The sequence below is a fragment of the Streptomyces shinuiensis genome, from assembly GCF_043660855.1.
Lineage (GTDB): Bacteria > Actinomycetota > Actinomycetes > Streptomycetales > Streptomycetaceae > Streptomyces.
Genome location: NZ_JBIHML010000001.1, coordinates 952,503 through 974,158, shown reverse-complemented (window position 1 = coordinate 974,158; position 21,656 = coordinate 952,503). Strand labels below are relative to the sequence as shown.

General features: G+C 72.1%; 13 protein-coding genes and 4 pseudogenes. 9 read left to right on the top strand and 8 right to left on the bottom strand.

Annotated elements, in window-relative coordinates; all coding sequences use genetic code 11:
• Positions 1-104: 104 nt before the first annotated feature.
• Both ACGRHY_RS04310 and htpG read left to right on the top strand, forming a co-directional pair.
• Positions 105-503, top strand: a pseudogene (locus tag ACGRHY_RS04310) (methyltransferase domain-containing protein); the annotation flags it as partial.
• Between the two features lie 204 nt (positions 504-707).
• Positions 708-2,663, top strand: a complete 1,956-nt coding sequence (gene htpG / locus ACGRHY_RS04305; protein ID WP_394634055.1) for a molecular chaperone HtpG — start codon at positions 708-710, stop codon at positions 2,661-2,663.
• Between the two features lie 64 nt (positions 2,664-2,727).
• Here the strand turns inward: htpG and ACGRHY_RS04300 are convergent, their stop codons facing one another.
• A complete protein-coding gene (locus ACGRHY_RS04300) occupies positions 2,728-5,127 on the bottom strand; it encodes an AAA family ATPase (protein WP_394634054.1) in 2,400 nt (799 codons plus the stop codon).
• Positions 5,128-5,453: 326 nt separating this feature from the next.
• Positions 5,454-6,221 (bottom strand): IS5 family transposase, encoded by a 768-nt coding sequence (locus ACGRHY_RS04295; protein ID WP_394633730.1) that lies wholly within the window; start codon positions 6,219-6,221, stop codon positions 5,454-5,456.
• 466 nt (positions 6,222-6,687) lie between these two features.
• Between ACGRHY_RS04295 and ACGRHY_RS04290 the strand changes: the two genes are divergently transcribed.
• Positions 6,688-7,947, top strand: a complete 1,260-nt coding sequence (locus ACGRHY_RS04290; protein WP_394634053.1) for a right-handed parallel beta-helix repeat-containing protein — start codon at positions 6,688-6,690, stop codon at positions 7,945-7,947.
• Positions 7,948-8,052: 105 nt separating this feature from the next.
• Here the strand turns inward: ACGRHY_RS04290 and ACGRHY_RS04285 are convergent, their stop codons facing one another.
• On the bottom strand, positions 8,053-9,327 hold the full coding sequence (locus tag ACGRHY_RS04285) for a cellulase family glycosylhydrolase (protein ID WP_394634052.1): 1,275 nt from the start codon (positions 9,325-9,327) through the stop codon (positions 8,053-8,055).
• 1,350 nt (positions 9,328-10,677) lie between these two features.
• Between ACGRHY_RS04285 and mgrA the strand changes: the two genes are divergently transcribed.
• The gene (mgrA, locus tag ACGRHY_RS04280) at positions 10,678-11,670 is read left to right on the top strand and encodes an L-glyceraldehyde 3-phosphate reductase (RefSeq protein WP_394634051.1); all 993 of its coding nucleotides are present in this window, start codon (positions 10,678-10,680) and stop codon (positions 11,668-11,670) included.
• 83 nt (positions 11,671-11,753) lie between these two features.
• Positions 11,754-12,509, top strand: coding sequence for a ThuA domain-containing protein (locus tag ACGRHY_RS04275; RefSeq protein ID WP_394634050.1), 756 nt, complete (start codon positions 11,754-11,756; stop codon positions 12,507-12,509).
• Between the two features lie 52 nt (positions 12,510-12,561).
• Here ACGRHY_RS04275 and ACGRHY_RS04270 read toward each other — a convergent pair whose 3' ends face one another.
• Positions 12,562-14,649, bottom strand: coding sequence for an N-6 DNA methylase (locus ACGRHY_RS04270; protein WP_394634049.1), 2,088 nt, complete (start codon positions 14,647-14,649; stop codon positions 12,562-12,564).
• A gap of 300 nt (positions 14,650-14,949) precedes the next feature.
• On the bottom strand, positions 14,950-15,876 hold the full coding sequence (locus ACGRHY_RS04265; protein WP_394634048.1) for a carbohydrate kinase family protein: 927 nt from the start codon (positions 15,874-15,876) through the stop codon (positions 14,950-14,952).
• 209 nt (positions 15,877-16,085) lie between these two features.
• Here ACGRHY_RS04265 and ACGRHY_RS04260 point away from each other — a divergent pair.
• Positions 16,086-16,386, top strand: a pseudogene (locus ACGRHY_RS04260) (hypothetical protein); the annotation flags it as partial.
• Here ACGRHY_RS04260 and ACGRHY_RS04255 read toward each other — a convergent pair.
• Both ACGRHY_RS04255 and ACGRHY_RS04250 read right to left on the bottom strand, forming a co-directional pair.
• Positions 16,355-16,996 (bottom strand): DUF6879 family protein, encoded by a 642-nt coding sequence (locus ACGRHY_RS04255; protein ID WP_394634047.1) that lies wholly within the window; start codon positions 16,994-16,996, stop codon positions 16,355-16,357. The pseudogene ACGRHY_RS04260 and the gene ACGRHY_RS04255 sit on opposite strands and share 32 nt — an antisense overlap.
• On the bottom strand, positions 16,989-17,258 hold the full coding sequence (locus tag ACGRHY_RS04250; protein WP_093656776.1) for a hypothetical protein: 270 nt from the start codon (positions 17,256-17,258) through the stop codon (positions 16,989-16,991). Before ACGRHY_RS04250 ends, ACGRHY_RS04255 begins: the two co-directional genes overlap by 8 nt.
• Positions 17,259-17,695: 437 nt before the next feature.
• On the opposite strand from ACGRHY_RS04250, the gene ACGRHY_RS04245 reads away from it, so the two are divergent.
• The 3 genes and pseudogenes from ACGRHY_RS04245 to ACGRHY_RS04235 all read left to right on the top strand — a co-directional run.
• Positions 17,696-19,828: a tetratricopeptide repeat protein gene (locus tag ACGRHY_RS04245; protein ID WP_394634046.1), complete on the top strand. Its 2,133-nt coding sequence runs from the start codon at positions 17,696-17,698 to the stop codon at positions 19,826-19,828.
• A gap of 72 nt (positions 19,829-19,900) precedes the next feature.
• A complete protein-coding gene (locus ACGRHY_RS04240) occupies positions 19,901-20,317 on the top strand; it encodes a hypothetical protein (protein WP_394634045.1) in 417 nt (138 codons plus the stop codon).
• A gap of 69 nt (positions 20,318-20,386) precedes the next feature.
• Positions 20,387-20,710: pseudogene (locus ACGRHY_RS04235) on the top strand (GNAT family N-acetyltransferase); the annotation flags it as partial.
• Here the strand turns inward: ACGRHY_RS04235 and ACGRHY_RS04230 are convergent.
• Positions 20,701-21,546, bottom strand: a pseudogene (locus ACGRHY_RS04230) (DJ-1/PfpI family protein); the annotation flags it as partial. The pseudogenes ACGRHY_RS04235 and ACGRHY_RS04230 overlap by 10 nt on opposite strands.
• Positions 21,547-21,656 lie beyond the last annotated feature (110 nt).

The window sequence follows — 21,656 nt, the reverse complement described above, 5'->3', positions numbered from 1 at the left end:
CTCGTGGACACCACACGCGACCGGATCGGCGAGCTGATGGGCAGGAGCGGCGGACGGTACTTCCTCCGCCCGCCCGGTGGGGGCCGGGAGTGGGAGTGCCTGCCCACTCCGGGTACGTCACGGGCAGCGTGGCCGACGGCGAGGAGTCCTCCACCGTGCTGCCGGAAGGAGAGTTCACCGGGGAACGGTTCGAGCCGCGGCACTTCGCGCTCGGGCTCCGGGTGCCGCACTGCCGGTGCGTCGTCGCCGGCAAGCGCGACGGGGCCCGGCCGGTGTGGTGGTACGGGCTGACCGACCGCTCCTGGGCCTGCGCGATGTTCCGCGACGGGAAGGCGGCACGCGTGTGGCAGTCTGGGCCCCGCCGGCTGTGGGACGAGGTCGGGTCCGCCCACCGCTGGTGGCGGGAGCGGGGCGGGCCGGGGTACGAGCGGTTCGGCCCGACCGTCACGCCGCAGGGTCAGCGGGCCTGGCTGGACGACCCGGCCGACTCCTGGCCGGTGTGAGCGGAACGCGCCACCCCGCCCGTCCGCTCCCCGGCGGACGGGCGGGCACCGCCGGGCGGCGCGGCCGTACCCGGGCGTACGTGCCGGGACGGACGCCCGTCCGGCATAACATCACCGGGAAAGGTATTCCCGGCAGGACACGCACCGCCCGGCGATGCGTGCCCTGCCGGGCACGGACGACGACTGGTGGGGGAATCCACGACGATGACGGCCGAGACGTTCGAGTTCCAGGTGGAGGCCAGCCGCCTCCTGCGGATGATGGTTCACTCGATCTACTCGAACAAGGACGTGTTCCTGAGGGAGTTGGTCTCCAACGCCTCCGACGCGATCGACAAGCTCCGTATCGAGGCGCTGCGCGACGACTCGCTGGGGGCCGATGTCTCCGACCTGCACATCGAGATCGAGACCGACAAGGACGCCCGCACGCTGACCGTGCGCGACAACGGCATCGGGATGTCGCGCGAGGAGGTCGTGGGGCTCATCGGGACGATCGCCAAGTCCGGCACCGCGGAGTTCGTCCGGAAGCTGGAGGAGGCCCAGAAGGCCGGGGAGGCCGGGAATCCGGCGGCCGCGGAGGCACTGATCGGGCAGTTCGGCGTCGGCTTCTACTCGGCCTTCATGGTGGCCGACGACGTCACGCTGCTGACCCGCCGCGCCGGGGAGGAGGCGGGAACCCGCTGGACCTCCACCGGCGAGGGCACGTACACGATCGAGACGGTCGACGACGCGCCCCAGGGCACGTCGGTCATCCTGAAGCTCAAGCCCGAGGACACCGACGACCGCCTCTACGACTACACGGCCCCCTGGAAGATCCGGGAGATCGTCAAGCGCTATTCCGACTTCATCACCTGGCCCATCCGCCTGGTCGAGGCGGGCGCCGAGGCGGCCGCGGAGGACGGGGGCGGCGAGAGCGAGGGCGAGGACGGCGGAAAGCCCGGGCCGGAGACGATCAACTCCCGCAAGGCCCTGTGGGCCCGGCCCCGCGGCGAGGTCTCCGACGAGGAGTACCACGAGCTCTACAAGCACATCAGCCACGACTGGACCGATCCGCTGGAGACCATCCGCATCCAGGCGGAGGGCACCTTCGAGTACCAGGCGCTGCTCTTCCTGCCCGCGCGGCCGCCGCAGGGCGTCCTCTCCCAGGACCGGCGCGGTGTGCAGCTCTACGTCAAGCGCGTCCTGATCATGGAGGAGTGCGAGGAACTCGTCCCGGCCTACCTGCGCTTCGTCAAGGGTGTGGTCGACGCCCAGGACCTGTCGCTGAACATCTCCCGCGAGATCCTCCAGCAGGACCGCCACATCCAGCTGATGCGCCGGCGGCTGGCGAAGAAGGTGCTGTCCACCCTCAAGGAGATGAGGACCGCCAAGCCGGAGAAGTACGCGGACTTCTGGCGGGAGTTCGGCGCGGTCGTCAAGGAGGGGCTGATCAACGACCCAGACAACCGCGACGCGGTCCTGGCGGCCTCCTCCTTCGACTCCACCCACGACGCGGAGAAGGCGACGACGCTCCAGGAGTACGTGGAGCGGATGAAGGAGGGCCAGGAGCACATCTACTACCTCACCGGCCCGTCCCGGAGCGCGGTGGAGAGCTCGCCGCACATGGAGGCCTTCCGGGACAAGGGCCTGGAGGTGCTCGTCCTGACCGACCCGGTCGACGAGGTGTGGGTCGACGCGGTGCCCGACTTCCAGGGGAAGAAGCTGCTCTCCATCGCCAAGGGCGAGGCCGAACTCGGCACCGAGGAGGAGAAGGAGCGGGCCGAGGCGGAGCGGGAGCGGCAGCGCGAGGAGTACGCCGCTCTGCTGGAGTGGATGACCGAGCGGCTCGGCGACGAGGTCAAGGAGGTGCGGCTGTCCTCCCGGCTGACCGTCTCGCCGGCCTGCGTCGTCTCGGACACCGACGACATGACGCCCGGTCTGCGCAGCATGTTCCGCGCCATGGGCCAGGAGGTGCCCGAGAGCAAGCGCATTCTGGAGATCAACCCCGGCCACCCGCTGATCACGGGCCTGCGCAAGACGCACGCGGAGAACGCGTCCGCCCCGGGCCTGGAGGGCATGGCCGAACTCGTCCACGGCATGGCGCTGCTGGCGGAGGGCGGCATGCCCGGCGACCCGGCCCGCTTCACCCGGCTGATGGCCGAGCGCCTGGAGCGCTCCCTGTGACCCGCCGCTGACGGCCCGGGTGCCGTGGCCGGGGCGGCCCCACGCCCTCCCGGCCACGGCACCCTCACCCCTGCCGGCCGGCGACCTCGAAGGTCAGACCGTGTTCGTCGATGCCCACCAGCACCGTGTCGCCCGCGCGCAGGGAGCCGTCGAGGATCAGGTCGGCGAGGCGGTCGTCCAGGTGGGTGCGGACGGTGCGGCGCAGCGGATGGGCGCCGGAGTCGGGCTGGTAGCCCTGGTTGATCAGCCACTCGCGGGCGCTGCGGTCGACCTCCAGGCCGATGCCCTGGGCCCCCAGCAGCCGGCGGCTGTCCTCCAGCAGCAGCCCGACGACGCGCAGCAGGTCCTCGCGGGTCAGTGGGTGGAAGAAGACGGTCTCGTCGACGCGCTCCAGCAGTTCCGGCCGTACCCGGTCGCGCAGATGCGCCATGGTCTCCTCGCGGAGCGCGCCGGGGTCGCCGGAGTGGGCCAGCACGCTGCGCGGGTCGACGGTGACGGTGAGGACGACCACCGTCTCGCCGAGGCCGGCGGCAGGGCTCCGGGCACCGGTCGGCCGGGCGCCTTCCAGCAGTCGTGCCAGCGGGTCGAGGACGTCCGGGTGGGCCCGGTCGATCCCGTCGAGCAGGACGACGGAGCGCGGCCCGCGCCGTACCACTTCGTCCAGCCGGCCCGCCTCCCCCCGTCCCTCCCGCAGGGCGCCCGTGCCGAAGCGCACCAGGCGGCCCGCGTCGCCGAGGAGTTCGGCGGCCAGGGCCCTGGCCAGTTCGGTCTTGCCCACCCCGGGCGGTCCGGCGAACAGCAGGACCGCGGCGGGCCGCCCGGGGGCGCTCATCCCCGCCCGCGCCCGGCGTACCGCCCGTGCCACCGCGGAGACGGCCTCGGCCTGGCCGGTCACACGGTCGCGCAGCCTCTCCTCCAGATGCCGCAGATGCTCGCGCTCGTCGCGGGCCAGCCGGCCGGCGGGGATGCCGGTGCGCCGGGAGACGGCGCCGGCGATGTCCTCCACGGTCACCCGGGCGGCGGTCTCGCGCTTCTCGGCGACGGCGGCCCGCTCCAGCTCCAGCTCCCGCATGCCCTCCCGCAGTGTCGCGGCCCGCTCCAGGTCCTCCTGGGCCAGGGCCTGGTCGAGTTCGCGCCGCAGCAGGTCGCGGCGGTCCTCGACCTCCAGGGCCTCACCGCTGCGGCCGAGACCGCGCAGCCGCACCCGGGCGCCGGCCTGGTCGAGCAGGGAGACGGCCTTGGCGGGCAGGAAGCTCTCGGGCAGATGGCGGGCGGAGAGCTCGGCGGCGGCCCGCAGCGCCTCGTCGGAGAAGCGGACCTGGTGGTGGGCCTCGTAGGAGCCGCGCAGACCCTCCAGGATGCGCACGGTCTCCTCGACGGTCGGCTCGGGCACCAGCACCGGCTGGAAGCGGTGGTGCAGGGCGATGTCCCGCTCCACATGGCGGCGGTACTCGTCGATGGTGGTGGCGCCCACGACACGCAGCCCGCCGCGGGCGAGCGCGGCCCGCAGGACGCCGCCGAGGTCGGGGAAGCCCTCCGTGCCCGCGTCCGCGCCGACGAGGGTGTGCAACTCGTCGAGGAAGAGGATGATCCGTTCGTCGGAGGTGACCTCCCCGACGATCGCGCGCAGCCGCTCCTCGACCTCCTCCCGGTAGCGGGCGCCGGCCACCAGTGCGGGCAGGTCCAGGCCGACGATCCTGCGGCCGCGCAGCTCCGGGGGCACCTCGCCGACCGCGATCCGCCGGGCCAGGCCCTCGACGACCGCGGTCTTGCCGACGCCCGGCTCGCCGATCAGGGCGGGGTTGTTCCGTGTCCGGCGGGAGAGCACCTCGATGGTCTGGTCGATCTCCTCCGCGCGTCCCACCACCGGGTCCAGCCGGCCTTCGCGGGAGTGTGCGGTCAGATCGCGGCCGTAGCGGTCCAGTACAGGGGTGGAGCCGGACGGACCGGACGGGCGGGAGGCGGCCCTGCGGACCGGCTCGCGCGCGGCGCCCGCGGCGCGCAGCGCCTGGCCGGCGCCGCTGTGGGGGTCGTCCAGCAGGGCGGCCAGAACGTGCTCGGGGCCGAACCGGGCCGCGCCGACGGCACGGGCGCCCGCACGGGCCGCCAGCAGGGCGCGTTCGGCCGCGGGCGTCAGGGAGGGCCCGGCACCGCCGGCGCTCCTGGCGAGGGCCCGGAGCAGGTGGGAGGCGAGCCGGTCCGGGCCTACCCCGGCATCCTCCAGAACACGGCGCGAGGAGCCCACCCGGGTGGCGGCCCACAGCAGGTGGCCGGTGTCCAGCTCGCCGCCGTCCCTGGCCGAGCGCCCGGCGGCCAGGGACAGCAGTTCCCGGGCGGACTCGTCCGGGAGCGCCTCTGCGGACGCGGGCCGGCCGGTCGGGTCCGGGGTCCGGGGTCCGGAGCCGAAAAGGCGGTTGAGCGGTTCGGCGAACGGGTCCTGCGGTCCGAACACGGTCATCGGCATGGAGATCACCTGGGCGGCGCCGGGGTCGGGAGCAGGGGCAGGGGCCGGGGACAGGGGGGCACGGCCCGGCCACGGCCAAGTCTGATCCGGAGTGAGGGGTTCCGCGACTCGGCGTGTTGCGGCCGGGGGTCTCCTGTACGCCGGTTTCCCGGTACGGGCGCGCCCCGGGCCGGTTCACGGCACACGAGGACCCTTGCACCTCAGAAGTCCAAAGCCTGGGAAGAGTGATAAGCCCTGAGGAAGGGGGGCCAGGCCAGAACCCAGGGGTCTGGTCGACCCGGGAGGCGCTGAAGCGAGTAAGGTATATAGGCAGTGAGCTCTTTCCATCATCGGTCTGAGCTGGCCAGATGCAGGGTCAGGACGGCTTGGACGAGGCTTGTGATGCGGGTGGTCGAGCAGCGCAGTTTGCGGAGGAGCCGCCAGGACTTGAGGGTGGCGACGGCCTGCTCAACCAGGGCCCGGATCTTGGCGTGGGACCGGTTGACGGCCTTCTGGCCTTGGGAGAGCGTCTCCCAGCGTCCCCAGTACGGGACACGGACCGTGCCTCCGGCGCCTCGGTAGCCCTTGTCGGCCCAGCAGGTGATGCCGGTGGCCGTGAGAGCGGCGATGATGCCGTGCTCGCGGGCGGCCCGGACGTCGTGGACGGCTCCGGGCAGAGCCGGTGAGGTCCACAGCAGCCGACCGGTGGGATCGGCCAGGATCTGCACGTTCATCCCGTGCCCCTTGTGCTTCCCGGAGTAGAAGGGGCGGTCCGCGGCGACGCGGTCGATCGGCAGCAGGGTGCCGTCCAGCAGCACGAACGCCTTCGACGATGCCGTCCGGGCCGCCTCCGCAAGAGTCGGGGCGAGCGCGGCCAGGAGCTCGACGGCCTCGGTGACGTACCGGTAGGCGGTGGTGGTCCCGATACCGAATCCGGCTGCGAGCTGGGCGTACGGGTGGCCGTTGCGGAGATGGGCGAGTGTGAGCAGGGCCTGCCGGCCCGGACTCAGACGCCGCCACCGGGTGCCGAGCTCCCGGCGGCGCTGACGGAGCTTGGCGGACAGGAAGCGCAGGGCAGAGCTGGACACGTCGACGCCGGACGGGTAGACAAGCACACGAAGCCTCTGGTGGAGACGGTTCTTCTTGGTCGAAAACCCATCTACCAGGGGCTTCACCTGTCTGTCATCCCAACTGACCTGCCCGGCGGCCAGGTTGGAACGGGCTCAGTGGCCGGAAAGCCTGCCCTGGGCGCCTGTATCTGCTCGCTATTCGGTGCAGACATTCCGGAAGTACGGGATCCCGGGAGCGGAGGCCGATCGAGGGAGGGGAAGGATCGCAGGTCAGGTGCGGTTCTTGGGGGATTGGGCGGCGCGGTCCATGGGGAAGGCCGCATTTCGCCCGTTTCCGGGGGCGGTCGCACGCCTCTTGACCTCCTGAATGAAGCGTTGCAATACTCCTGGACTCGGAAAGCGCTTACTGTACTTTTCTCGCGAAATCCCCCCACCGGGTGGCCTCCTGTGGCCCGGTGCGAGCGGCCCCGTGCCGAGTGCGGTGGGCGTCCCCCCACGGAAGGAGTCCACGATGAGAAGCGGAGTCACCCCCTCCGCCAGGAGGCGCAGGCTCGCCGCGGTCGCGGCCGGCGCCCTGACGGCGGCCATGCTGGCGACGGTGGCGCCCGCGGTCGGGGCCGCGGAGGCCCGGGCCGGGACCGGCCGTTCCGGGCAGGCGGCACAGGCGGCCGGGGCCGCGCAGAAGTCCCGTCCCGCCCAGGCGGCGCCGGCCGCCGCGGCCGCCTGCGGCGAGGGCTCGTACCAGGCCGAAGCCGTGCGCAGCGGAAGCACCTGGACCGCGAGCCGGGGCGGCAGCACCGTCTACACCGGCGGCAGCATGCGCGACGCGATGCAGGCCGCGATCGGCAGCCTGACACCCAACCGCTCCTCCAAGGAGCGCGTGGTGGTGCGGGGTTCGGGCTCGATCAGCGCCGGGACCAGGGTGTCGCTGCCGAGCAACACCGCCATCGACGTGTGCGGCACCATCGACGTCACCGGCTCCGGCTCCGGCGACCAGGCGCCGATCTACTCCCGCGGCACGACGAACGTCGAGGTCGGGCATCTGACCGTCACCGGTCGCCCGCTGTACGGCATCTTCATGCGCAACGTCAGCAACGTGGTGCTCGGCCGGATCGACATGCGGGTATCCGGCGGTCTGGGCATCCGGATCGACAACCACGGCGATCGCTCGTCGCGCTCGCGCAACATCCGCATCGACGACGTCTACGTCTCGGGTACCGGCAACCACGGTGTGGAGACCTACGGGGTGGACGGGCTGACGATCGGGACGGTGACCGCCCGCGACGTCGGCCACTCCGGGCTGCTGCTCAACGACACGGTCAACGCCACGGTGGGGAAGGTCGACGCCGACAACACCGCCACCGGCACCGGCTACGCGGCGTTCAGGATGGCCAACCGCAACGGCCGGATCGGCGGCAGCTATCCGACCAACATCCGCGTCGGCGAGGTCATCGCCCGCGGCGGCGGGCGCGGGGTCTTCTGCGTCTCCGAGAGCGGCGGCGCCGTCATCGACCGGGTGACGCTGACCAACACCGGCAACAACGCCATTCTGATCGAGAACTGCTACAACGTGACTGTTGCATCCCAGGGCGGCACGGTCAGCGGCGGCGGGGAGGTCAGGCTGGCGGCCCGCAGTGAGTTCCCGGGCAACAGGGACATCACCCTGCAGAACCTGACGCTGAGCAACACCTCACTCAGGGAGAGCCCCTGCGGTACGAACATCACCTACCGCAACCTCACCCTCGACAACACCAGTCGGAACACCTGCTGAGCGGACGGGGTCCGCGGTAAGGGACCGCGCGGTGTCCTCCCGCCCCGGAGGCGGGGCGGGAGGACACCGCTTGCGTGCGGGCCGTCAGCCGTCAGCCGTCAGCCGTCAGCCGTCGGCCGCGCCGCCGCGTACGACGCAGGAGCGGTTGTCCTCCCAGCCCCAGCCGTCGCCGTCGGGGTCGGAGGCGCTGCCGCCGGTGCAGTACGGGTAGCCGTTGGGGGCCGTGCCGCCGGAGTCGCCGCCGTCGGCCGCGCCGCCGCGTACGACGCAGGAGCGCTCGTTCTCCCAGCCCCAGCCGTCGCCGTCGGGGTCGGAGGCGCTGCCGCCGGTGCAGTACGGGTAGCCGTTCGGCGCGGTCCCGCCGGAGCCGCCCCCGTAGACGGTCGCCTCCCGGGAGGTGGCGGAGATGCCGTCGGTGCCGTTGAAGAAGCGCTGACCCCAACTGGTCAGGGAGTTCGGGTCGAAACCGTTGACCATGTCCAGGTACTCGACACCGCTGCCGTTGCCGCTCCAGGACCAGCCCAGGTAGCCCACCCGGAGCGACTGCGCGGTCGCCATGATCGCGTTCTCGTCCGGGTCGCCGTCACCGTGGTTGTGGCCGAACTCGCCCACCACGATCGGCAGGCGGTTGTCGACGAAGTGGTTCAGGTAGGACTGGACCTTGGAAGCGGTGTTGTAGACCCCGTACATGTGGATGGAGAAGATCGTGTTGCGGTCGGGGTCGGAGTTGAACACCGTCGAGGCGTTGTTCCGCATGGTGTTCGACCAGTCCTGGCCCCAGTTGGGCGCGTCGACCATCAGCGCGTGGTCGAAGCCGGCGTTCCGCAGCTTCTGGACGGCGGCGCTGGTGTCGGCCGTCCAGCGGTCGTAGCCGTTGTTGCCGAACGGCTCGTTGCCGATGTTGATGACGACGTGGTTCTCCTGGCCCTCCAGCGCGCTCTTGACGCCGATCCAGTAGTCGGCCGCCCGGTCCAGGGAGGTGGCGGCGCCGTCCTCGCCGTAGCCGGTGGTGTCGTGCACCTCCAGCACGCAGATCAGCCTGTTCTGCTTGCACTGGCCGATGATCGAGGAGACCTCGGAGGCGCTGGTGCGGGCCCACCGGTCGCCGTTGGCGAGGACCACCCGGACGGTGTTGGCGTCCTTGGCCTTGATGTCGGCGATGGAACTGGTTCTGTCCGGGTACCAGGCGTGGGCGTGGTTGACGCCGCGCATCACGAACTCGTTGCCGTTCGCCTCGTACACGCGGCCGTCGCTGACGCGGATGCCGGTGGCGGCCTCGGCCTCGTCGGCCGGGCCGAACACGGGCAGCAGCATGCCGGCCAGGCCGGCGAGTGCCGCGGTGACGGCCGCCGCCAGTTTTCTTCTGGGTCGTTTCCTCATGTCTCTCCTCGGTCTTTCCTCGGTGGTGCCGGCCCCCAGGGGCCCCATGGGGGACGGGCCCCTGGGGGGACCCGGGCCGTGGTCGCGGGCCGGAGCGGAGGCTCCGGGCGGCGGTCGGCCGATTCCGGAACCCCGCACGGGTGCGGCGCCCCGCCGGGGATCCCGCGGAAAGGCCGGGAGGCCGGTGAGACAACGTTGTCGCGATGCTTGACAACGTTGTCGGACCGCATCCGCGTGCATCGTTCCGAATGCGGCACCGGCCCCCGCCGTTCGGCGGAGATGTCCTCGCGCGGGTCGACGGGGCGACGAACACCGCCCCCATATGACGCCCTGCATGTTCCTGCCATGTCAATGTCCGTGCAGCCGGTTTTCCGTTCCGCCGGGCGGGGCGAAGAGGGCGGTGCCCTCCCGGAAGTCCGGTGAGGGCACCGCGGCAACCGCTTCCATCGCTCGGCGGAGGCCGACGGTGTGTCAGTGGTCGGCCCGGAGGAAAACCGGAATTCGCGTCGTGAGACGGCGACGCCGTCCCGCACTCCGCCGGTGATGCGGGGCACCGCCCTTCCGTGTGCCCGGAGACTTTCTGTCGAGTCAATGGCTGTGTCGCCGCTCAAGCAAGCGTTTTCTAGTATTTATTTCAACTACCCGAGGCCTGGTGCTGTGTCGCCCCGTCGCGTTCTCCAGTGCCAGGTGAGGCTCGGAGGGGCGTTCAGAGGGGGTTGGTGTCGTTCGGCGTCAGAGGATTGCAAGCGAAGGCTTGACGGCACGTTAGGTGAATGTTAGGGTCGCGCTGGCTTCTTGAGAGAAAGCGCTTTCTGTCAAATTTGCATCGACGTGGGGAATCACTTGACCGCAGGTCGGTGCGGCAGGGTGAATGCTCTCCTGATTGATTGAAGGAGAAACGAATGCGCCGTGCTCCTGTCCCTCCGGATCGGAGGGGCGGAAAGAGGATCGTGGCCGGGGCTGTTCTCGGCACGTCCGTGGCGGGCCTGAGTCCGGCCGGGCCCGGCCGGACTCTCGGCGGCGGCAGGATCCGCAGCCCGCGCGTCCGCCCCATGGAGTCCGCCACCACGGCCAGGAGCCGCGTCCGGTCCGGCGTGGGGGCCGGAAAACCCTGATCCCCCGGGCCCCGCGCGTTGAGGGGTCCGGACCGGCGGGCCGGCGTCCACCCCCGGCGGCCCGCACCGTGCCTCCCCGGCTCTCCCCCCCAGCCGGGGAGGCACGGCCGTCCCCGCCCGTTCCCGTCCCGGTCCCGGCGGTGACAACGGCGGGCCGAGCCGGCCGGAGCGCGGTGTAACGTTGCCGCGGCCGGACCACCTGCCGTCCCCCGGCCCGTCCCAGCAGAGGAGCACCGTGACCCACACCGCCGCGGACGCGCGCTACGACGCCATGCCCTACCGACGTGTCGGACGCAGCGGGCTGAAACTGCCGGCGATCTCGCTGGGACTGTGGCACAACTTTGGCGACGACAAGCCGCTGGACACCCAGCGGGCGATCCTGCGCCGCGCCTTCGACCTGGGGGTCACACACTTCGACCTGGCCAACAACTACGGCCCGCCGCCCGGAGCGGCCGAGGCCAACTTCGGCCGCCACCTCGCCCGGGACTTCCGCCCCTACCGCGACGAGCTGGTGATCTCCACCAAGGCGGGCTACCTGATGCACCCCGGGCCGTACGGCGAGTGGGGCTCGCGCAAGTACCTGCTGTCCAGCCTGGACCAGAGCCTGAGGCGGACGGGCCTGGAGTACGTCGACGTCTTCTACTCGCACCGCTACGACCCCGACACGCCCCTGGAGGAGACGATGGGCGCGCTTGCGTCCGCCGTCCACCAGGGCAAGGCGCTCTACGTGGGCATCTCCAACTACAGCCCCGAGCAGACCCGCGAGGCCGCCTGCATCCTGGCCGGCCTCGGCACTCCGCTGCTGATCCACCAGCCCTCGTACTCGATGTTCAACCGCTGGGTCGAGGACGGCCTGCTCGACGCCCTCGACGAGGTGGGCGCCGGGTCGATCGCTTTCTCCCCGCTGGCCCAGGGCCTGCTCACCGACCGCTACCTGTCCGGCATCCCCACCGGGTCCCGGGCCGCGGGCGCCAGCCCGTTCCTGACCGCCGAGGGCATCACCGAGGAGACCCTCGCCACGGTCCGCGCGCTCGACGAGGTCGCGCGGCGGCGCGGGCAGACCCTGGCGCAGACGGCCATCGCCTGGGTCCTGCGCGGCGGGCGTGTGACCTCCGCGCTCGTCGGCGCCAGCAGCGTGAAGCAGCTCGAGGACAACGTCGCGGCCGCAGGCAACCTCGACTTCACCGACGACGAGCTCGCCGGGATCGAGGCCCACCTCGCCCGTTAGGCCGGGCCGCCCCGGGAAACCCGGGCTCTCGTCGGCGGTCCGGGGAACCGGACGGCCGGGGGAGCCGGAGAGAGGAGCGGGGTATGGCCGTCTCCGTGACGGTGTGGACCGAGTGCGGGCCGGACGACGCGGAGGTCGCCGCCGTCTACCCGGAGGGAATGCACAAAGCCATCGCCGGCGCGCTCGCCCCCCACGAGGAGCTGCGCGCGCGCACGGCCACCATGGACGAGGAGCACCACGGGCTCGGCGGCACGGCGCTGGACGGGACCGACGTCCTGTTCTGGTGGGGCCACAAACGGCACGGCGAGGTGGACCACGAGGTCGTGGCGCGGGTGCACGACCGGGTACTGGAGGGCATGGGGCTGGTCGCCCTCCACTCCGGTGCGGAGTCGAAGGTCTTCCGCGCCCTGACGGGCACCAGCGGCCGGATCTCCGGCTGGCGCCACGGCGACCGCGAGGTGGTCTGGACGGTCGATGTCACGCACCCGGTCGCCGCAGGGGTGCCGCAGCCGATGGTCATCGGCGAACAGGAGATGTACGCCGAGCCGTTCGACGTGCCCGCGCCCGACGACCTGGTCTTCGTCTCCTCCTTCGCGGGCGGGGAGGTCTTCCGCAGCGGGATGGCCTGGCGCCGCGGGCTCGGCAGGGTCTTCTACTTCGGTCCCGGCCACGAGGAGTACCCGGTCTACCGCCGCGAGGACGTCCGCACCGTCCTGGCCAACGCGGCCTTCTGGGCGGCCGGTTCGGCGGGTCCGGCCGGGAGGAGCGCCTACGCCCCGGCGAAGCCGCCGGTGCCCTGGACGTCGCGGCCGCGGGAGAGGGGCTGGTACGAGCGGTGACGGGCGGGGCGGACCGGAGCGATCCCGCCCCGCCGCGATCCCGCACCGGGCCTCAGCGCCCGGCCGAAAGCCGGCCCGTCGCCAGACCGTCGCTGATGTCCCGCGACAGGCGCGAGGCCAGCTCGTCCAGGCGTCCGCGGTACTCCTCGAAACCGGTCAGCCGCCGGAACACCTCGCTGTAGCGCGACTGCTCGGCCAGCGGGAGCTGGAGAACCTGGAGTCTGCGCACGTCCACCCGGGAGGCGCTGGAGGCGTGGGTGCCCGCCTGGCGGCCGTTGGACGGTGCGCGCAGGCAGCCCGCGAGGAACCAGGCGTCCATCTTCTGCGGATCCACACGCAGCGCGTACAACTGGGCGCCGAGCACGGTGGGCGGACCCTGGTGCACCCAGGCGTCGAAGGCGCGGATCACCCCGGCCACCACCACGTCGCCCGGCACGGCCACCAGCGCCCCGCGGTCGGAGACGTCCGAGGGGTGCAGCCAGTTCGCCGGCCCGCTGCCCTGGAGCAGGTCCGGCACGGTCAGCAGGGGCAGGCCGCCCTCGCCGGGCTCACCGCTCCGGACCGTCCCGTCCGGCGGCTGCTGGCCGCCGCGCAGGGTCAGCGTCCCGGCCCGGGCCAGGTCGCCCACGGTCGTCCTCGGCTGCCCGCCTCCGCCGTCCCCGGCCGGTTCCAGGGCGGAAAGCGCCCGTCCGGCGGCGCGCAGTCCGGCCAGGGCCTCGCCGAATCCGCTCCAGGCGTCCTCCAGGTCGAGTGCCTCGCCGCCCGGGGCGGGGGAGACGTGGCGCCCGGGGGTGAGGTCGACCTCGTCGTCCAGCAGCTCGATGACGGCCATACGCCGGGCGAAGTCCGGCAGTTCGGCCGCCCCGCTGCCGTAGGCGCCCAGTGCGGTCCGTACGAAGTCGCCCAGCGCGTCCCAGTCCACCCCGGTCTCGCGCCCGGCCGCCGCCCGCCGGGAGGCCGCCGCGTCGGCGAGCAGGACCCCGTTGTCCTCGGCGGGGCCGGTGCCCTCGGGGGCGCGCAGCAGCCACAGGTGCAGCGAGACGCTGTGCGGCTGCGCGCAGCCGGGGGGCAGGGCGATGACGGCGCGCAGCAGCCCGGCGCGCAGCAGCGCGCCGCGGATCCTGCGGCCGGCCCGGCGGGAGGCGACGGCGGGCGGCAGCAGCAGCACGGCGGTGCCGCCCGGCCGCAGCCGGGCCAGGGCGTGCTGCACCCAGGCGAGCTCGGACTCGGTGCGCGGGGGCAGGCCGTGCACCCAGCGCCGGTCGGTGGAGAGCTCCTCGTAGCCCCAGTCGCGTTCGTTGAAGGGTGGGTTGCACAGGACGACGTCCGCGGCGGCCCGCTCGTGGGGGTCGTCGCGCAGGGAGTCGCCCTTCCGTACGTCCGCCGTCACCCGCACCCCGCTCGTACTGCCCTTGCCGGCCTTGCCGGTCTTCCCCGCCTTCCCGGCCGCGCCCGCCTCGTCGACGACGAACGCCAGCCGCGCGGCGGCCAGCGCGGCGAGGGCCGGATCGCTGTCGCAGCCCAGCAGGGTGACGCGTGCCGCCCCCGCACTCACCCGGGCCCGTGCCGCAGCGTCCAGCAGATGGCCCGCGCCGCAGGCCGGGTCGAGCACGGTCGCCTCGCCGTCCGCGGCCGGGGCCGGGCGCGCCGCCAGGGCGACCTCGGCCATCAGATCCGCCAGGGGGCGGGGGCTGGCGCTGACCTGGCGGACATGGGCGTCCAGCCAGCGCTGCAACAGGAACTCGAAGATCTCCCGCATCCCCTCGCGCCGTCCCAGCGCCACGGCCTCGCCGACCAGTTCCCCGGCCTGCTCGGACAGGGGCGCGGCGGGCGCGGGGGCCTTGCCATCACGCATCCGCCGTCCGGCCTCGGCGATGGCCAGACCCGTCTCGTCCCGGTTGCCGAGGGCCTCGAAACCGGGCCAGAGCAGTTCGCGTCCCCCGATCTCCTTGAGCTTGTCGTTCTCCCGCAGCCACTGCTCGATCTCGGCGAGGGAGAACTGGGGGCTGGCGTCGGTGCCGCCGATCCGGGCGGGGAAGGTGTCGTGGCGGCGCCGCCAGTTGCTGACGGCCGCCCGCCCCACCCCGGCGATCCGTGCGATCTCCGCGAGGGTGACCGGGACTGCGCGTGTTGAAGGCATCGAGATCTCCGGAGTCGGGTCGGTCGGGGCTGCTGCAGGCAACTGTTCGAATTCAAAGCTCCGATGAGGGCGCTGAGAATCGAACAATCGGTGTCACCGGGCAGGTTACTACGGCGTTTGACACCGTTCACAGAACGAGGCGCCGACCGCGACAGCTGCGGCGGCTGCGGTGGTGCGAGGCAGCCGCAGCTCCGGCACGGTGAAGCGGGCGCCCGCGTCGCAGTCCGCATCGCCGAGGAGCACTGCGGGGCCGACGCGCGCGGCGGAGGCGTCGCAGACGCCGCCCCTCCGCCGGCAGGGCTACGAACCGCCGCCGCGTACCCCCGCCGCCGCCAGGAGTGTCTCCTCGCCGATGAGGGCGGCCGAGCCGGGGGCCGTGCAGGCATGGGCGCCGGCCACCGTGCCCAGGCGGGCGCACTCCAGCACGTCACGCCCGGCGAGGCGGCCGTACAGGAAGCCACAGGCGAACGCGTCGCCCGCGCCGTTGGAGTCCACCACCGGCGCCGGCGGTACGGCCGCCGGGACGTGGTGCGGGTCGGGCCCGGTGTCCCGGGCGAGGACGTAGGCGCCCTCCGCGCCCGCCGTGGCGACCACCGCCTCGGCGCGGCCCTCGCGCAGGATCTCCCGCATCAGGGCGGGCGTCCCCTCGCCCGCGCCCGCCGCACTGAGGAAGACGAGGTCGGAGCGGAGGGCGAACTCCCGGTGATGGTCGGCCAGCCCGTCCCAGTCGTGCAGATCGGTGGAGACGGGGACGCCGAGGGCCTCGATGTCGTCGTAGAGGAAGCGCGCGAAGTCCACGATGCTCAGATGGACGTGGCGGGCGCGCCGCAGGTGGGGGAGGTGGAAATCGCGCGGCATGCGCAGGCCCGCCGGGTCGCGGCCGTCGTAGAAGGACATGCGGCGGCCGGCGGCGTCGACCAGGTTCACCGCGCGGCGGGTACCGGCGGGGGAGATCAGCGGGAAGAACTCCACGCCCCCCTCGGCCATCCGCTCGCGCACCAGGGTGCCGGGCCAGTCTTCGCCGACGAAGTCCACGAACGCGGTCCGCAGGCCGAGTGCCCGGGCACCCAGGGCAACGTATCCGCCGGTGTGGCCGGGGTGCTCCTCGACGGGGCCGACGTGGACGGAGTCGGCGAGCGGGACCGGCAGGGAGCCGACACGGACGACGGTGTCCACCCCGCCGCCCCCGACCACCAGGACGTCGTAAGCCGTGTGCCGACCGGTCATCGCTGCGCCTCCCCGTCTGTGCCGTCCTCCCAGTATGAGCGAGGCGGTGCGGCTGCCCGGGCCGGTCCCGCGCTCGCGCCGGCCGGGCTGTCGGTGGAGCCCGCCGCCTCGGAGCCCACTGCTCCGCCCCCTCCGGCTACGAGTCCCGACCGTGACGGAGGGAGGTCTGCCGGTCTTCCACGAGCGCCCGAAGAGCGAACTGACCTCCCCCCGGCCTGGCACGCCACCTGGACATCCCCGACGTGGCGAGCATCGCCGCGCCCAAACCGTTCCACCTCACCGGCGGTGCGGCTGCCCCCCCTGTTCACCGCCGCCGGGGTGGAGACGGCGTACCGCAAGCTGCGCGCCGTCTGGCGTTCCCAGCACGCGGAGAGCCGCCTCCACACGGAGATCCGCCCGGGGCTCGGTCACGTCTTCGCCTCCTGCGCGCAGGACGACGCCTTCACCCGGCTGGACGCCTGGGCGGGGCGGCAGCGGATCAGGTCCGGGACGCTCCGTGCCCCACGGTGACGCGCCGCCCCACGGAGGGCGGGGGCAGCGGGGCGATCTCCCGCCCGAAGAACTCCGTGAAGTCCTCCCCGCGGTCGTAGAGCGCGTCGAAACCGGCCGCCGTCTCGGCGATCAGCGCCGGATCGGCGTAACGCCTGGCACCCGCCGCGTCCCCGTCCTCGTAGACCACCTCGTACATGGCCCGGTCCCCGAGGATCACGACCTCGGGCACGGGCCGCTCGCGCTCGGCCTCCGCGATGGCGCGGGCGTCGATCGCCCTGATCTCATCACCCAGTTCCACCCGCAGACGGAGGACGAAGAACTCCCACTGCACATACGGCGTGACGGGGAACTCCACCACCCGAAGACGGCGCTGTCGGACCCCGAGGCGCGCCGCGTCCCGGAACTGCCGCGCGTAGACCTCGCGCTTCTCCTCGACGAGCGAGAGGGCCTTCTCCCACTCCCCGGAGTCGAAGGCCTCCCAGCTCGGGAAGCCGCGCTCCCTGAAGTGCTGGCCGCGCTCAAGCTTCCTCAGCTGCCGGATTCCGCTCTCGAAGACGCGGAAGAAGTCCTCGTGGTACTTCTTCCGGTCGAGGCGCACTGATTCACCTGCCGGGAACGAGTCAAACATTGGGGATATCCGGCTTCGCCGCGATCATCATGCTCCTAGGGATAACCACCAGCCGCTCGTCGGCTCCGATCGACACACCGGCCGGCAGGTTCTTTCCGAGTGATTCCGTGAGGTCCCGCCCTATGACGGCGATGTCCCCGTTCCCGAGCTCCCAGATGTCCGGGCAGTCGGGATTGTCCGTGGTCACCCCTAATTCCTGTGGAGTTTTACCCAGTCTCCTGCTGAAGCCGGTCTCGGCGTCGGCTTCCCACGGTCTGCCCACAGCCACCACCCCTCTGGTCGGGCCTGTCGCCCGGCCATTTCGATCGGCCGAAATGTTACTACTGTACCGCTCCGGTGAAGGCCTGAGGGTGCTTTTTCGAGTCAAACCGGGGGTGGTGGATGATTGGCATATGCGGTTGACTGCCGCGAGGCGGCATCGGTGGCGGGTGTTCGCCGGTCCTGAGATGTTCGGTGCATTGATAATCGATCGAAAGAATGACTTCTAACGCTATATGCTGATACTTAAGTCATAATAGCTGTAATCGTTGGCCGGAGTGAGTGCCGGGAAACGGCTGGGGGGTTCGTGAGTTCAAAGGTACCTGTACGCACACAGAGCACACAGAGCACGCAGACACCGCCGACCACTCCGATGACGGCGGATTCCCGACGGAGGCGGACCCGGCAGGACCACGCCGCCGGGCAGTGGTGAGGGGGCCGATGGACGGCCGCGCCGAGGGCGAGGGCCGTGTCTACCAGGCTTCGGGCGACCAGCACATCAGTGAGCACCACCATCACCACGGCGGCGGGGAGTCCGGGCCGGACACCCCGGACTCCGTCCGTCACCCGGCGATCGGCCGTCCGCCGGTGGTCCTGCGCGACCGCCTCGAAGTGCTGGAGCGCCTGAGGGAGAGCGCCGTCTCCGGTCGCGGCTGCGACATCCACGTTCTCCACGGCCTGGGTGGCTGTGGCAAGACGGCCGTCGCCCACGACTTCTTCCGGTCCGCCACAGGGGAACTCGGTCTGGCCGGTCTGTGGGTCAACGCCTCCGACCGCGCGAGCCTGCGCGCCGGAATGCTCGCCGTCGCCTCCGACCGGGGGGCCGCGGACAGCGAACTGCTGGCGGTGCGCAACGGGTTCCGGTCCGCCGCCGATCTGGTGTGGGAGTACCTCGACCGGTCCGCAGGGCCCTGGCTGCTGGTGCTCGACAACGCCGACGATCCCGCGATTCTCCGGGACGGCAGTTGGCTGCGCACCAGCCCGCGCGGCACCGTTGTGGTCACCACCCGCCGGGCCGCCGCACGTTGGTGGCCGGGAGCGCAGTTGCAGCACATCGGGGTCCTGCCACGTGAGGACGCCGCGCGCGTACTCTGTGATCTCGCACCTCGCAGCGGCACAATGGAGCAGGCGGCCGAGATCGCCGACCGGCTGGGACGTCTGCCGCTGGCGCTCACACTCGCGGGTGGCTTCCTTTCCCACCAGGTGATCGACCCCTGGTCGATGGAGGTCTACGGACACCGTCTCGACGAGGGTGAACGAGTGGCACTCATAGACCAGGGGGCTGATGCCTTGGAGGAGGAGGATCCCCGGCAGTTGGTGGGCCGGACATGGCAGCTGACCCTCGACACGTTCGAGGCCCGGGGCCTGACCGACGCCGTGGCCCTGCTGAGGCTCCTGGCCCGGATGGCGCCCGAGCCTCTTCCCCTGTCCGTGTTGAACCGCCCGGAGATCGAGGAAGTCCTTCCCCGCGCTCGCACCGAGACGGCGCTGCGGGCACTCCTCGACCACTCGCTGGCCGAACTGGTCGACACCGGTGTGCGCTGCGTACAGAGCCACGGCGTACTGCTCGACAGCGTCGCCGCCGCCACCCCCCGCGCGGAGGCCGCGGTCATCGACTCGACAGCTGTTGGACTGCTCGACGCAGCCGTGCCCGCGGTCCCGGACGCCGGACCGTACGAGCCGCGGTTACGGCTGCTCGTCCCCCACGTCCTCGTCCTGCTGCGGCGTGTCGCGGATTCCCCGGTGGCGCCCGACGCGTTGGCCGTCGCGGCACGGCTGGCCGTCGCCCTGCACCGCACCGGGGACTATCTGTCCGCCTGGGAGACCGTCCGTACCGCGGCGACCCTCACGGAACCGCTTCTCGGGCCCGAGCACCGCCTCGTACTGGCCGCGCGTTCCAGGGAGGGCCGCGCGCTCTTCCGGCTGGGCCGGTACACCGAGGCGGAATCCCTGCTGAGCCGTGTACGCCAGGCACAGGAAAGGCTCTTCGGCCCCGACGATCCGGACACCCTGGAAACCTGCCACGGCCTCCAACTCGTCCTCGGCAACCTCGGCAGACGTGATGAGGCGCTGGCTCTCCTGCGACGGACGGTGCCGGGCCGGCGTACGGCACTGGGCCCGGCACATCCGCTGACCCTGCGCTCCCGCGCCAGCCTCCTGGTGATCCTGCCGGCGCCCGACCTCGAGACCGAGGACGGCGGCACCCTGCTCTCCCTGCCCGAGGAATGCGTGCGACACCTCGGCCCCGATCACACCGTCACCCTGAGCGCCAGGCACAACCACGCCTGGGCGTTGTATGTCCTGGGCCGTCTCGAGGCAGCCGACGAGGAGATCCGGTCGGTCGCCGAGGCGTACGACCGCCGCTTCGGCCCCGACTACCCGATCGCACTGTCGGCGCGGCAGCTCCTTGCCCGGACCCGGGCCGCACTGGGCCACCGGGACGAGGGGATCGCCCTCATGGCCGATGTCGTGGCCAGACGCGAACGCGCGCTCGGAGCCGACCATCCCTTCACCGTGGCGAGCCGTGGACTACTGGGCGAACTCAGAGCGGACGGTGAGCCCGGCCAGACATGATGAGGAAGCTTCGGCAACCCGTGGGCCCGGACAAAGCAGAAGACGGAACACCTGGCAGGGGGAGGGCGGGAGATGGATCCGATCGTGGCAGCGGCCGGTGCGGCGATGGTCAGCGCGATGGCCACCGATGGCTGGCAGCACGCGCGGGACGCGGTGGTGGCCTGGTGGCGGCGCCACCGACCGGAGCGGGCCGAGGAGGTGTGCTCGGAACTGGAAGCACTGCGCGGCCGGGTGCTGACAGCACGCCGGGAAGAGGACCGGGACACCGAGCAGGCACTGACAGGCGCCTGGCGGCTGCGGCTTCGGCAACTCCTGGAGGAGGAACCGGAACTGGCCACCGAACTGCGGCGGCTGCTGGACGAGCACCTGACTCCCGCCCTGCCCCCTGAGGAACAGGACCGGACCCGCACAGTGGTCATGCGGGCCGAGGCCCGCGACTCCGCGCGGATCTACATGGCCGGCCGCGACCAGCACATCACTGAACCCTGAACTCGATCCCGCGTGAGGGCCCGTGTTTATTGGCGGGCCCTCACGCGGGATCGCGATTAGGGTTCGTGCATGCCCACCTCGCCCCGCTTGGAGAAGATCACTCCCGGCAACCCCGAAGCGGCGATCGCCCTGAAAGTACGTCCCGACCAGGACCACCTGGTCGCCCCGGTCGTCACATCCCTCGCCGAGGCGTATGTGCATCCAGGCGTCGCCTGGCCCCGGCTCATCCTCGACGATGACCGACCCGTCGGCTTCCTGATGGCCTTCTTCGACATCGACTTCGCCGGGGACGGCACCGGCGCCGACATCCGCTCGGGCCTGTGGCGCCTGAACATCGCGGCCGGAGAGCAGGGCCGCGGCTACGGCCGCTTCGCGGTCCAGGCGGTGGCTGCCGCGATGGCCTCGATGCTCTCGTCGGTCGTCTCCAGCAACTCCTGGGCCCGGCGGATCCGCTGGGTCAGCAGCCACTGCAGCGGGGTGGTGCCGGTCGCGGCCCTGAAGTGGCGGCCCAGGTTGCGCGAACTCATCCGCGCCCGGCGGGCGAGGTCCTCCACGGCCAGCGGCCGGTCGAGCCGTTCGAGCACCCAGGGAAGCAGAGCGCCGAGCGGGTGGTGCGCCGGAGCGGGCACCGGGGTGGTGACGAACTGGGCCTGTCCACCGTCCCGTTGCGGCGGCACGACCAGACGGCGGGCGACCGCGTTGGCGACCGTCGAGCCGCGGTCGAGGCGGACCAGGTGCAGGCACAGGTCCATGGCGGCCGCCTTGCCGGCGGAGGTGAGCACGCTGCCGTTGTCCACGTATAGGACGTCCGGGTCCACCTCGACCTGCGGGTAGCGGGCGGCCAGAGCCCGGGTGTGGGCCCAGTGCGTGGTCGCGCGCAGCCCGTCCAGCAGACCGGCGGCGGCCAGCACGAAGGCACCGGTGCACAGTGAGACCAGGCGCGCGCCCGCCTCGTGGGCCGCACGCACCGCGTCGACCAGGTCGGCGGGCGGGGCCTCGTCGACGTCGGCCCAGCCCGGGACGATCACGGTGTCGGCGCGGGGGAGCCGGTCGAGGCCGTGGTCGGGCGAGAGCAGGAACCGGCCGGCCCGCGCCGGGCCCGGTCCGCAGACGACGAGGTCGTACCAGGGGCCCGCCACACCGGCCGGAGCGGCCTCGAAGACCTCGTACGCCAGGGCCAGTTCGAAGTGAAGCATCCCGTCGGTGACGGCCAGCGCGACAGTGTCCACGTCCGGAATTGTACGGGGTATGTCGTTCCGGACACTCGTGTGGAGTGTCCGCCCCCGACAGGATCTCCACGACGGAACACGACGGATCATTCGAGTACAGGGGGGGGACC